The following is an 11,451-nucleotide window of genomic DNA, read 5'->3' as shown; positions in this document are numbered from 1 at the left end:
GCCGGAACTCTCTAAGGGTACCCGTTCAGTTAGTGCCCGTTTGCCCGGGTCCGTCCCCTGCGCCGGGCCGGCGCTTGTTCAGCCACAGCAGGCCAAGGACGGGCAGGACCAGGGGAACGAAACCGTAGCCGCGGCCAAAGAGCGACCAGACGGTGTCATGCGGGAAGGCCACGGGATCGAACAGGCTGAAGCCACCGACCACCAGCACGCCGGCCAGTTCCACCAGCACCGCGGCGAGGGAGACCTTGAACCAGGTGCGGCCCGGCTTGGCCAGGGAGATGGTGGCCACTACGTAGACGAGCGCCGCGAACGCCGACAACAGGTGGGCAAGCGGTGCTTCGGAGAACTTCGTGGCGATCTGGTAGCCGGCCCGGGCACTCGCCGAAATCGCGAACACGGCGTAGACGGCGATCAGCAGGCGGCCGGGCCCGGTGTTCCGGGTGCTGCGGCCGGCGGCCGCGGCGGGCTCTGTCTCAGTGGACACCTTGGGTGCTTCTTTCATGTCAGTACCAGATCTGGTTCATGCGGGCGGCCATCACCAGGGCGGTGACGCCGACGGCGGCCAGGACGAAGTTGCTCCAGCGGGTCCGTTCCAGGATGGACCAGTAGACCGCGCCCAGCGGGATCATCAGTGCGGTGACGAGGTAGCCCCAGAACTCCCACGCCTCCCCGGCGATCCGCTCCCCCGCGATGACGCGGACGATGGAGCCCACCAGGTACACCAGCAGGACGAGTTCGACGGCGGCCACCGAAAGGATGGTGACGTCGTTGGGGGCCTTCTTCATCAGGCCCGCCACAAGGCAGATGACGGTGGAGAGCAGGCCGACGGCCAGCACCGCGTAAAAGTAGCCGTCCACCCTTAGCCGGCCGCCTTGTCGTGCGTGTCCGTCTCATTGCCCTGCTTGTCGCTGCCCTGCTTCTCATTGCCGGGCGCGAAGACGAGGACCGGTTTGGCGTGGTTGCCGGTGTCGGCCAGCAGCGCCACCAGTTCGCCGGACGGAGCGAAGGCGGCCACGGGCTTGTCCGCGGTGGCTGCCTCGGGGGTGCCTGCGGCGGGACCGGCGCTGACCCGGCGGCCGTAGGAGATTTCGGTGGTTTCGGCCTCGCTGAGTTCGCGGGAGGGCATGAGCGCACGGGCGGCCTGCGACATGTCGAGGATGTCCAGTTCTTCTGCGAGTTCCTCCAGGGTGCGGGCCTGGTCCAGGGTGTACGGGCCCACCTTGGTGCGGCGGAGCGCCGTCAGGTGGCCGCCGACGCCAAGCGCCGTGCCGAGGTCCCGCGCCAGGGCGCGGATGTACGTCCCGGAGGAGCAGTCGACCTCGACATCGACGTCGACCACGCGGCCGCCGTCGACCCTGCGGATCTCCAGCACGTCGAAGCGGTGGATGGTGACCGGCCGTGCGGCAAGCTTCACGTCTTCGCCGGAGCGGACGCGCGCGTAGGAGCGTTCGCCGTTGACCTTGATGGCGCTGACGCTGCTGGGCACCTGCTGGATGTCGCCGCGGAGGGCTGAGACGCCGTCGTGGATGGCTTCATCCGTGACCGCTTCGGCGCTGTGCGCCGCGGTGACTTCGCCTTCGGCGTCGTCGGTGATGGTGGCTTCGCCGAGGCGGATGGTGGCGGAGTAGCTCTTGGTGGTGCCGACGATGAAGCTCAGCAGCCGCGTGGCCTTGTTGATGCCGAGCACCAGGACGCCGGTGGCCATGGGATCAAGGGTTCCCGCATGGCCGACTTTCCGGGTACCGGCCAGCCTCCGCATCCGTCCAACCACGTCGTGGCTGGTCCATCCCTGCGGCTTGTCGACAATCACCAGTCCAGAAAGCACGCCTCCCAGTTTAGTACTCTGTGCGCGCGTGGTTGTGCCGCCAGGCATCGAAGGGCGCCTCGGAGCCGTCCACCTCGCTATGCAGGACCGGGAGCAGCTCCGGGCGGGTACCGCTGAAGTATTCGTAGAACACGGCGTCGTCGAATCCGGCACGGGCGGCACCGTGCCGGTCCGCAGCGAAATAGATGCGCTCGATGCGGCCCCATAAGGCGGCCGAGAGGCACAGCGGGCAGGGCTCGCAACTGGTGTAGAGGACCGCGCCGCTGAGATTGAAGCTGCCGCTTGCCGCGGCCGCACGGCGGATCGCCACGACTTCGGCGTGGGCGGTGGGATCATTGTCGCGGGTGACCCGGTTGCTGCCTTCATGGACGCTGCCGTCGGCGGTGACCACGACGGCGCCGAACGGCCCGCCGCCGTCGGCAACGTTCTGCACGGCGAGCCGGACCGCGTGGTCCAGGTAGCGTCCGGGATCAAAGTCCGCAGTCATGGTCCGATCATAGCCAGCGGCATCCCTTTTGAAAGCAGGAAAGCCGGACCCGTTTCCGGATCCGGCCTTCCTACGGGCGGGGACGCTTAGCGACCTCCGTCCTCGTCGATGTCCTCGTTGGCGCGCAGCTCGATGTCTTCCTCGTCGAAATCGTCTTCGTCGATGTCCTCATCGCGCGGTGCGTCGCTCTTGTAGGGGTCGGCGTCGCCGGCGTGCTTGGCCCCGGCCGCGAGTGCTGCCACTTCGGCGTCGCGCTGCTTGGCGGTGCGCAGCAGTTCCTCCAGGTTGGAGGCGTTGACGGGAACCATGTCCGGGACGAACTCCAGGGTGGGAGTCAGGCGGACGGTGATGTTCCGGCCGACTTCCTGGCGCAGGACGCCCTTGGCCTTTTCGAGTGCCTTGGCGGCGTCGGCGTGGGCAACGTCGTCGCCGAAGACGGTGTAGTACACGGTGGCGTGCTGGAGGTCGTTGGTGACCCGTGCATCGGTCACGGTGATGGACTCAACACGCGGATCCTTGACCCGCCGGCCCAACGCCTCGGCAACAACAACCTTAATCCGCTGCGCCAACTTGGCAGCACGTGCCGGATCAGCCATTTCCACTCCTAAGAAAAATCTGGGGTACGACGGCGACGGCGGCTGCCCTACCGAATCTTGGCTTGAGCTGCCGCGCACCTGAGGTGAGTCTATGACGATGCCGGAGAGTTTTGGGGGCGCCCGGGAGTGGCATCGGGCCTACCGGAGCCGGGCGGCCCGGGATCGCAGATCCCAGGCCGCCCGGCGTAGGGGCGGGGCGCCCTCAAAACTCGGAGGCGCCCCAGCCACGGACTTACTAGACGCGCGGCTTTTCGCGCATCTCGAAGGTCTCGATGATGTCGCCTTCGGTGAGGTCGTTGTAGGACCCCAGGCCGATACCGCATTCGAACCCTTCGCGGACCTCGGTCGCGTCGTCCTTGAAGCGCTTGAGCGAGTCGACGGAGAGGTTCTCCCCGATGACCTTGCCGTCGCGCAGGACACGGGCCTTGGTGTTGCGGCGGATGATGCCGGAGCGGACGATCGAGCCTGCGATGTTTCCGAACTTGGAGGAGCGGAAGACTTCGCGGACCTCGGCGGTGCCCAGCTGGAATTCTTCGTATTCCGGCTTGAGCATGCCCTTGAGTGCCAGCTCGATGTCGTCGATCGCCGAGTAGATGACCGAGTAGAAGCGCATGTCCACGCCTTCACGGTCGGCCAGTTCGGCAACGCGCTCAGCAGGCTTGACGTTGAAGCCGATGATGATGGCGTTGTCCACGGTGGCGAGGTTGACGTCGTTCTGGGTGATGGCACCCACGCCGCGGTGGATGACGCGCAGCTGCACGTCTTCGTCGCCCACATCGATCTTGAGCAGGGCGTCTTCGAGGGCTTCCACGGCACCGGAGACGTCACCCTTGAGGATGAGGTTGAGGGTGTCGATCTTGCCTTCGGCAACGGCCTTGTCAAAGTCTTCCAGGCTGATGCGCTTGCGGCGCTTGGCCAGGGCGGCGTTACGGTCGGCTGCTTCACGCTTTTCGGCGATCTGGCGGGCCGTGCGCTCGTCCGGGGTCACCAGGAAGGTGTCACCGGCGCGCGGCACGTTGGAGAGGCCGAGCACCTGGACCGGGCGGGACGGCAGTGCGACGTCGAGGGCGTTGCCGTCCTCGTCGAACATCGCACGGACGCGGCCGTGGGCGGTGCCGGCAACGATGGTGTCGCCGACGGCCAGGGTACCGGACTGCACCAGGACGGTGGCCACGGAACCACGGCCCTTGTCCAGGTTGGCTTCGATCGCGATACCGCGAGCATCCTTGTCCGGGTTGGCACGCAGGTCGAGCGCAGCGTCCGCGGTGAGCAGGACGGCGTCGATCAGGTCCTCGATGTTGAGGTTCTGGCGCGCAGAAACCTCAACGAACATGGTGTCGCCACCGTATTCTTCGGGAACCAGGCCGTACTCGGTGAGCTGGCCCTTGACCTTGTCCGGGTTGGCGCCTTCCTTGTCGATCTTGTTGACCGCCACCACGATCGGCACGTTGGCTGCCTGGGCGTGGTTGAGGGCTTCAACCGTCTGCGGCATGACGCCGTCGTCGGCTGCGACCACCAGGATGGCGATGTCGGTGACCTTCGCACCACGGGCACGCATGGCGGTGAACGCCTCGTGGCCCGGGGTATCGATGAAGGTGATCTCGCGCATGGCACCTTCGTGCTCGTGGCTGATCTGGTAGGCACCGATGTGCTGGGTGATGCCGCCGTGTTCGCCTGCCACCACGTTGGTCTTGCGGATGGCGTCGAGCAGGCGGGTCTTACCGTGGTCGACGTGGCCCATGACGGTGACTACCGGCGGGCGCGGTTCGAGGACGTCGTCGCCTTCGGCTTCCAGTTCGGCCTCGAGGTCGATGTCGAAGGAGTCGAGCAGTTCGCGCTCTTCGTCTTCCGGGGAAACGACCTGGACCTTGTAGCCCAGCTCCTCGCCCAGCAGGGCGAAGGTGTCCTCGTCGAGGGACTGCGTGGCGGTGGCCATTTCACCGAGGTGGAACAGCACGGTCACCAGTGCAGCGGGGTTTGCCTCGATCTTGTCGGCGAAGTCCGTGATGGAAGAACCACGGCGGAGGCGGACAACGGTGTTGCCGTCGCCGCGGGGTACCGATACGCCGCCCAGGGACGGAGCACTCATCTGCTCCAGTTCCTGGCGCTTTGCGCGCTTCGACTTGCGCTGCTTGCCACGACCGGCGCCGCCCTTGCCGAAGGCACCCTGGGTGCCGCCGCGGCCGCGGCCGCCCTTGCCGAAGCCGCCGCCTGCGGGAGCTCCGCCGCCGCCGGTGCCGGGAGCACCGCCCGGACGGCCGGGACCACCGGGACGGCCTGCGCCGCCCGGACGACCTGCGCCGGGAGCCGGACGCTCAGTGCGGTTGGGCATCATGCCCGGAGTCGGTCGGGGGCCACCCGGACGCGGTGCGCCGGGGCGGGGTGCGCCCGGGCGCGGAGCACCCGGACGGGGACCGCCCGCACCTGCTGCCGGACGGGGACCGCCGGCACCGGCTGCGGGACGCGGTCCGCCGGGACGCTCACCTTCGGTGCGCGGTCCACCCGGACGGGGCATGCCCTGCGAGGTAGCGAACGGGTTGTTGCCCGGACGCGGTGCACGGTCGGAGTCGCCGCGGCCGCGGGGCATGCCCTGGGACGTGGCGAAGGGGTTGTTGCCCGGACGGGGGCCGCCGGGACGCGGTGCCTGGCCGGGACGCGCCGGAGCCGGAGCTTCGCTGCGCGGAGCCGGGCGGGCGCCGGGCTTGGCCGCTGCAGGACCGGCCGGAGCCGGAGCGGATGCGGCCGGAGCAGCAGGGGCTGCCGGAGCCGGAGCCTTGGGGGCTGCGGGGCCGGGAACCGGACCCGGGCGGGAAGCGGCGGGGGCTGCCGGGGCAGCGGCGGCCGGAGCCTTCGGGGCGGCCGGAGCCTTGGGTGCCGGGGCGTCTGCCTTGGCGGCACCCGCACCCGGGTATGCGTCGCGAAGCTTCTTCACGACGGGAGCCTCAATGGTGGAGGAAGCGGAACGGACGAATTCGCCCAGTTCCTGCAGTTTGGTCACTGCTTCCTTGGAGGTGATTCCGAGCTCTTTCGCGAGCTCGTGGACGCGGTACTTGGCCACTTTTCTCCTGTCTCGGTCCGCACCGAGCCAGGCACGAACCGTCTACTTCTTACTGCGGGCCTCCGCCGCGGATGCAGCTGAAAGGCCCTGTGCAGAGCGCAACAAAGTTGTCATCGTTGCGTACTCATCGCTGGGAACTCATCGGGTTTCCATCAGTTTTCTGACCCGCTTTCAGGTTTGGACGGTTGGTCCGCGGTGGCCGGAGCCTCCGCGGGTGGCATGCCTTCGATATAGCGTTCGACAGCGGCCGCATCGCTTGCGCCCGCAAGGGCCCTGGCGAAGGCGCGCCGCTTGATTGCCAGCATCAGGCAGTTGCCGCTGGGATGCAGCCACGCACCCCGGCCAGCCATCCGGCGTCGTTCATCCACCAGGACGACGGGTGACCCGCCGCCTGAGGCGACCAGCCGGATCAGCTCATTCCGGGCCCCGTGTTTCCGGCATCCGATGCAGGTCCGGACGGGCTGCTGCCCGCGTGAAGAACGTTCAGCCACTGGGTGTTCGACCATCCTCAGTGCCTGACCTGCCCTTCATTCGTTCCTGTTTCCCGGCACGACGAAAACGGTGCCAAGCAAAACGGATACCGGACGCAAGCCCGGCTCCCACCAGTCTAGTCCCCCGGACGCTCCCGGGCCGAATCCGGGCGCGCCGCAGCCGGGCCTCGCGTGAGGCCCGGCCGGTGCCTAGTTGCCCTGGCCCTGCGCGGCGTCGGAGACGATATCGATGCGCCAGCCGGTCAGCTTGGCCGCGAGGCGGGCGTTCTGCCCTTCCTTGCCGATGGCGAGCGACAGCTGGTAGTCCGGCACCACGACGCGTGCCGAGCGGGTGGCTTCGTCGATGATAGTGACGGAATTCACGCGCGACGGCGACAGCGAGTTGGCGATAAAGGTCGCCGGATCTTCGCTGAAGTCGACGATGTCGATCTTTTCGTCGTTGAGTTCGGTCATGACGGCCCGCACACGCGAACCCATTTCACCGATGCAGGCACCCTTGGCGTTGATCCCGGCGGCGTTGGCCTTGACGGCCATCTTGGTCCGGTGGCCGGCTTCGCGTGCCAGCGCGACGATCTCCACGGAGCGGTCCGCGATTTCCGGCACTTCGAGTTCGAAGAGCTTCCGGACCAGGCCCGGGTGGGAGCGGGACAGGGTGATGGAAGGGCCCTTGGCTCCGCGGTGGACGTCCACGACGTAGGCGCGCAGGCGGCTGCCGTGGGTGTACTTTTCACCGGGGACCTGTTCGGGCGGCGGCAGCAAGGCTTCGACGGTGCCGAGGTTGACCTGGATCATGTGCGGGTTGTTGCCCTGCTGGATCAGGCCTGCCACGAGCTCGCCTTCGCGGCCCTTGAATTCGCCCAGGACGTTGTCATCCTCGACGTCGCGCAGGCGCTGCAGGATGATCTGGCGCGCGGTGCTGGCCGCGATCCGGCCGAAGCCCGCCGGGGTGTCCTCGAACTCGCCCACGGCTTCGCCGTCTTCGTTGAATTCGGTGGCCCAGATGGTCACGTGGCCGCTCTTGCGGTCAAGTTCCGCGCGGGCTTTCTCATAGGCGCCGGGCGTCTTGTGGTACGCCACCAGGAGCGCCTGCTCGATGGTGGGGATCAGGAGGTCCAGCGGGATTTCGCGCTCACGTTCCAGAAGCCTCAGCGCGCTCATGTCAATATCCATTAGGCCTCCTCGGAAGGTCCATTGTGCTCGTCTACCAGCCCGCCTTCATCGAGGTGGCTGAATTCAATTTCGACTTTTCCATGCCGGATCCTGTCGAAAGGAAGTTTCACGGGGTCGCCCTGCTTGGGCTTCATCCCCTTCTTGACCTCAAGCTCCGGAACCAGGGTGACGCCGTCGTCGTCGACGGACTGGATCCGGCCGGTGAGGTTGTCGCCCTGGATCACGTTGACCTTGACCATGCGGCCGCGGGCGCGGTGCCAGTGGCGGGGTTCGGTCAGCGGGCGCGAGACGCCGGGCGAGGAGACTTCGAGGTCGTAGGGGCGGCCGTCGTCGTGCGGATCGTTGTCCAGCACATCGGACAGGGCCCGGGAAATCTCGGCGATCACATCAAGGCTCACGCCGCCGGTTTCCTCCTGCGGGAGGTCGATGACCACCTGCACGGTGCGGTGCGATCCGGCCACCTGGACGGTGACGTCCTCGAGGTAGAGCCGGTTGGCCTGGACCACAGGCTCCAGCAGCGCCTTGAGCCTGCTCTCTTCCGGGTTGCCGGCGACTGCCGCCTGTTCTCCAGCCTGGTCTGTTGAAGTCCTGGCTTCCGAATGACTCACTGGCCAGCCGCCTCCCGTTCGATGATGTTGTGAGTACTAGGGTATCGAGTTTCGCGGCGGGGTGGTGCACACGGTTCCGCCGGCGGCCCCCACCCATGACACCATGGACTGTTGTGAATGACGAGACTGCGGAAAAACACGGGGCGCCAGGCTGGGTGAAGGCCTCGCTTGTGGCGTTGCTCGCAGTTCTCGTCCTGGGCACCGGGGCGGTCCTGCTGCCGCCGGCCGAGGGTCCCGAGCCGGAGCCGCCGTTCTCCGAAACGGCGCGGGCCGCCGCTTACGAGGACACGGTGACGCTGGCAGCGGAGGCTGCCCGTGCCGGCAGCCCCGCCGCAACGGTCACCCTCCTGGAGACCCAGGCGCGTGCCCTCCTTGCACCCGACCCCACCGCCACGGCACCTTCGTCGGGAACTGCCACACCGGCGTCCAAATCCACCTTCCTCAGCGGGTTGTCCCGCAGTGCCGCGCAGCGCCTCGCCGACGCCGGAAAGAGCGACGGCGGACCGGCCCGGCTGCTTGCCGCCGTCGGGACCGCGCAGCACCTGGAGTCCGTGAGGCTCGCGAAGGCGTGGAGCCTGCCGGTTCCCGCGACGCCCCTTCCGTCAGCGGCGGCGTCAGTTCCGGCCGCTCCGACGCCGGAGCCTTCCTGCACGGCCGCGGCTGGTGCCGTCTCGCCCAGCGCAGCTTCCCCGGCCGCCTCTTCCCAAGGCCCGGCGGCAGCCGCTACGACAGCTGATGCCCTGGCCGCCGTCGTCGGGGCCGAACAGAAGGCCGTCTACCTCTACCAGGTGGCCCTCACCCGCTTGGAGGGCGCCTCAGCCGCCGCGGCGGCCTCGGACCTGGAGCAGCACCAGTTGCTCCTGCGGGAAGCCGAAGCGTTGGCCCGGCAGCAATGCGCCAAAGTGCCGCCGCGCGAAGCCGGGTACCAGCTGCCCGCCGGCTTCGCCAGCCAGGCCCAAGCGACACTTGCCGAACAGGAAACGGCGGCCCTCCCGGCCTACGGCGAACTGGTGGCGCTCAGCGATGGCGCAACCCGCCGCTGGGCAATGGCCGGACTCTTCGATTCCGCACGCAGGCTTGAAGCCATGGGCAGCCCTCCTGGTGCGCTGCCGGGCCTGTCGGTGGATCCCGCCGCGCTGCCTCCGCTGCCGCAGGCCAGCGCCTCTCCCCTGCCGTAGGACAGCCTTTCTTTGCTGGCGCCGACCGCGCCGGAGTGCTTGGCTGGAGCCATGGCATCCAGCGAAAAGGCCGCGCTCCACGACAACGAACCCCATGAGAACGATGTTGCCCGCCGCTTGAACTGGCTGCGCGCCGGGGTGCTCGGGGCCAACGACGGCATTGTGTCCGTAGCGGCGATCGTGGTGGGCGTCGCGGGCGCGACCACCAACACCGGCGCCATCCTCGCGGCAGGCGCGGCCGGTGCGCTCGGTGGCGCAGTGTCCATGGCGCTGGGCGAATACGTATCCGTCAGCAGCCAGAGCGACAGCCAGAAGGCCTTGGTGGAGAAGGAACGCCGGGAGCTTGAGGAACAGCCTGAAGAGGAACTTGCCGAGCTCGCCGCCATTTACGAGGCGAAGGGTTTGAGTTCGGAGACCGCATGGACGGTGGCGAAGGAGCTGACCGCGCACGATGCCTTGGCCGCGCACCTGTCCGCCGAGCTGAACATCGACGAGGACGGCATTGTGAGCCCGTGGCACGCTGCGTTCGCCTCGGCCATTGCCTTCACCCTGGGCGCCCTGCTCCCCTTGCTCTCGATCCTGCTGCCGCCGCCTTCACTGCGTGTACCCCTGACGTTCATCGCAGTGCTGCTGGCGCTGGCGCTGACGGGTGCCGTGGGTGCGTGGATCGGGGGCAGCTCCCGGCTCCGGGCCGCGCTGCGGGTGGTGCTCGGTGGAGCCCTTGCCCTCGCCGCGACGTTCAGCCTGGGTAGCCTGCTGGGATCCAGCGGGGTGATCTAGGTTTCCCTTGGCCTGGTTCCCTGGCCGAGGTACGAAGCAAGCAAGACGCGGGTGGACCCACGCTGCCCGGGTTCCCTGGCCGAGAACGAGGCAAGCCAGGCGCGGGTGGGCCCACGCTGCCCGGGTTCCCTGGCCGAGGAACGAGGCAAGCCAGGCGCGGGTGGACCCACGCTGCCCGGGTTCCCTGGCCGAGGAACGAGGCAAGGGAGGCAGCGGGGAATAGGCTTGCCCTGATGAGCAGACATATTCCGATTCCTGGGGACCTGCAAGCCCGGTATTCGCGCACTGCCGAGGGCAGGGCCTGGCTGGCCGCGCTGCCCGGCTACCTTCAGGCGGGCCTGGACCGGTGGGACCTCACCGTGGATCTTCCCAACGGCGTGGAACCGTGGAACGGCCATGGCGGAATCGTCGTTCCTGTGCGGCAAGGCAACACCCGGGCCGTCCTGAAGGTCGCCTTCCCGCATCCGGAGGCCCTGCCCGAAAGCCAGGCGCTGGCGCTGTGGGACGGCCATGGCGCTGTCCGCCTGCTGGCCGCCGATCAGGACTCGTGTTCCATGCTGTTGGAACGCCTGGATGCCGCGCGCTGGCTGCAGGATGTACCGATGGACCGGGCGCGTGATGCCTGGGGATCCGTGATGCGCAGGCTCAGCATCGACGCCGGCGAAGGTCCCGCCTGGGAGGGGTTCGAGCATGCCGCCGCGCGGGCCGAGCGTTGGAGCGACGAGCTTCCGGCCGACTGGGAGCAGCTTGGCAGGCCGTTCCCGCGCTGGCTGCTGGAGGCCGCGCTGGAAGTATGCCAGACACGCGGAGCGGTGGGCCGGCGGACCGGCAAGGATGTGCTGGTCCATGCGGACCTGCACTTCATGAACATCCTGCCGCGGCCGGACACCCCGGATGTTCCCGACGCCGGCAGTTACCGCGCCATTGACCCGCAGCCGGTCATCGGGGAGGCGGAGTTCGGGGTGGCGCCCGTGCTGTGGAACCGGATCGCGGAGCTGCCGCGGTCCTCCCCCGAGCTGGGGCTGCTGGAGCGGTGCAATGACTTCAGCCATGCCGCGGGCTTGGATCCGGAAGCCGCCCGGCAGTGGAGCCTCACCCGCGAGGTCGAAAACGCCTTGTGGTCCGCAGCCAAGCCGGGGCACGACGGCGACCTGGCCCGTTCATTGTGGGTCGCCAGTACGCTCGCAGGCCGCACCCTCGACGGGCTTCCGGCCGCACACGATCTGCCGGCGCCGGGCGGCGCCGCACTCAGCTAGCC

At 68.3% G+C, this 11,451-nt stretch carries 12 protein-coding genes; 3 read left to right on the top strand and 9 right to left on the bottom strand.

Features of this window, described 5'->3' with window-relative positions:
- Nucleotides 1-25 precede the first annotated feature (25 nt).
- The 9 genes from BIU82_RS18380 to rimP all read right to left on the bottom strand — a co-directional run bounded on the left by BIU82_RS18380 (nt 26) and on the right by rimP (nt 8,235).
- Nucleotides 26-502: a hypothetical protein gene (locus tag BIU82_RS18380; protein WP_070350901.1), complete on the bottom strand. Its 477-nt coding sequence runs from the start codon at nt 500-502 to the stop codon at nt 26-28.
- 1 nt (nt 503) lies between these two features.
- Nucleotides 504-857: a hypothetical protein gene (locus tag BIU82_RS18375; protein ID WP_070350900.1), complete on the bottom strand. Its 354-nt coding sequence runs from the start codon at nt 855-857 to the stop codon at nt 504-506.
- A 2-nt stretch (nt 858-859) separates the two neighbouring features.
- A complete protein-coding gene (truB, locus tag BIU82_RS18370; RefSeq protein WP_074466467.1) occupies nt 860-1,825 on the bottom strand; it encodes a tRNA pseudouridine(55) synthase TruB in 966 nt (321 codons plus the stop codon).
- A 10-nt stretch (nt 1,826-1,835) separates the two neighbouring features.
- A complete protein-coding gene (locus BIU82_RS18365; RefSeq protein ID WP_070350899.1) occupies nt 1,836-2,312 on the bottom strand; it encodes a nucleoside deaminase in 477 nt (158 codons plus the stop codon).
- Nucleotides 2,313-2,398: 86 nt separating this feature from the next.
- Nucleotides 2,399-2,908, bottom strand: coding sequence for a 30S ribosome-binding factor RbfA (gene rbfA / locus BIU82_RS18360; protein ID WP_070350898.1), 510 nt, complete (start codon nt 2,906-2,908; stop codon nt 2,399-2,401).
- A gap of 235 nt (nt 2,909-3,143) precedes the next feature.
- Nucleotides 3,144-5,966, bottom strand: a complete 2,823-nt coding sequence (gene infB, locus BIU82_RS18355) for a translation initiation factor IF-2 (RefSeq protein WP_070350897.1) — start codon at nt 5,964-5,966, stop codon at nt 3,144-3,146.
- A gap of 152 nt (nt 5,967-6,118) precedes the next feature.
- Entirely contained in the window at nt 6,119-6,472 is a 354-nt protein-coding gene (locus BIU82_RS18350) for a YlxR family protein (protein ID WP_070350896.1), read from the bottom strand.
- 174 nt (nt 6,473-6,646) lie between these two features.
- Nucleotides 6,647-7,627 carry a transcription termination factor NusA gene (gene nusA, locus BIU82_RS18345; RefSeq protein ID WP_070350895.1) on the bottom strand — a complete coding sequence of 327 codons (981 nt, stop codon included), beginning with the start codon at nt 7,625-7,627 and terminating at the stop codon, nt 6,647-6,649.
- Entirely contained in the window at nt 7,627-8,235 is a 609-nt protein-coding gene (gene rimP, locus BIU82_RS18340; protein ID WP_070350894.1) for a ribosome maturation factor RimP, read from the bottom strand. Before rimP ends, nusA begins: the two co-directional genes overlap by 1 nt.
- Before the next feature lie 113 nt (nt 8,236-8,348).
- On the opposite strand from rimP, the gene BIU82_RS18335 reads away from it, so the two are divergent.
- The 3 genes from BIU82_RS18335 to BIU82_RS18325 all read left to right on the top strand — a co-directional run bounded on the left by BIU82_RS18335 (nt 8,349) and on the right by BIU82_RS18325 (nt 11,449).
- Nucleotides 8,349-9,413, top strand: a complete 1,065-nt coding sequence (locus BIU82_RS18335) for a DUF4439 domain-containing protein (protein WP_253182844.1) — start codon at nt 8,349-8,351, stop codon at nt 9,411-9,413.
- Between the two features lie 51 nt (nt 9,414-9,464).
- Complete coding sequence (locus BIU82_RS18330) at nt 9,465-10,193, top strand: VIT1/CCC1 transporter family protein (protein ID WP_070350892.1); 729 nt, start codon at nt 9,465-9,467, stop codon at nt 10,191-10,193.
- 233 nt (nt 10,194-10,426) lie between these two features.
- Nucleotides 10,427-11,449 (top strand): aminoglycoside phosphotransferase family protein, encoded by a 1,023-nt coding sequence (locus tag BIU82_RS18325; RefSeq protein ID WP_070350891.1) that lies wholly within the window; start codon nt 10,427-10,429, stop codon nt 11,447-11,449.
- Nucleotides 11,450-11,451 lie beyond the last annotated feature (2 nt).

It is taken from the genome of Arthrobacter sp. SW1, from assembly GCF_001766675.1.
Lineage (GTDB): Bacteria > Actinomycetota > Actinomycetes > Actinomycetales > Micrococcaceae > Arthrobacter.
The sequence above is the reverse complement of the archived record's forward strand: the minus strand, read 5'-3'. Positions and strand labels throughout refer to the sequence as shown.

What these genes read in the sequence shown, in the direction of transcription:
- BIU82_RS18325 (WP_070350891.1), top strand. Translation starts at nt 10,427, where the DNA reads ATGAGCAGACATATTCCGATTCCTGGGGACCTGCAAGCCCGGTATTCG.
- nusA (WP_070350895.1), bottom strand. Translation starts at nt 7,627, where the DNA reads ATGGATATTGACATGAGCGCGCTGAGGCTTCTGGAACGTGAGCGCGAA.
- BIU82_RS18350 (WP_070350896.1), bottom strand. Translation starts at nt 6,472, where the DNA reads ATGGTCGAACACCCAGTGGCTGAACGTTCTTCACGCGGGCAGCAGCCC.
- BIU82_RS18380 (WP_070350901.1), bottom strand. Translation starts at nt 502, where the DNA reads ATGAAAGAAGCACCCAAGGTGTCCACTGAGACAGAGCCCGCCGCGGCC.
- BIU82_RS18330 (WP_070350892.1), top strand. Translation starts at nt 9,465, where the DNA reads ATGGCATCCAGCGAAAAGGCCGCGCTCCACGACAACGAACCCCATGAG.
- BIU82_RS18365 (WP_070350899.1), bottom strand. Translation starts at nt 2,312, where the DNA reads ATGACTGCGGACTTTGATCCCGGACGCTACCTGGACCACGCGGTCCGG.
- rbfA (WP_070350898.1), bottom strand. Translation starts at nt 2,908, where the DNA reads ATGGCTGATCCGGCACGTGCTGCCAAGTTGGCGCAGCGGATTAAGGTT.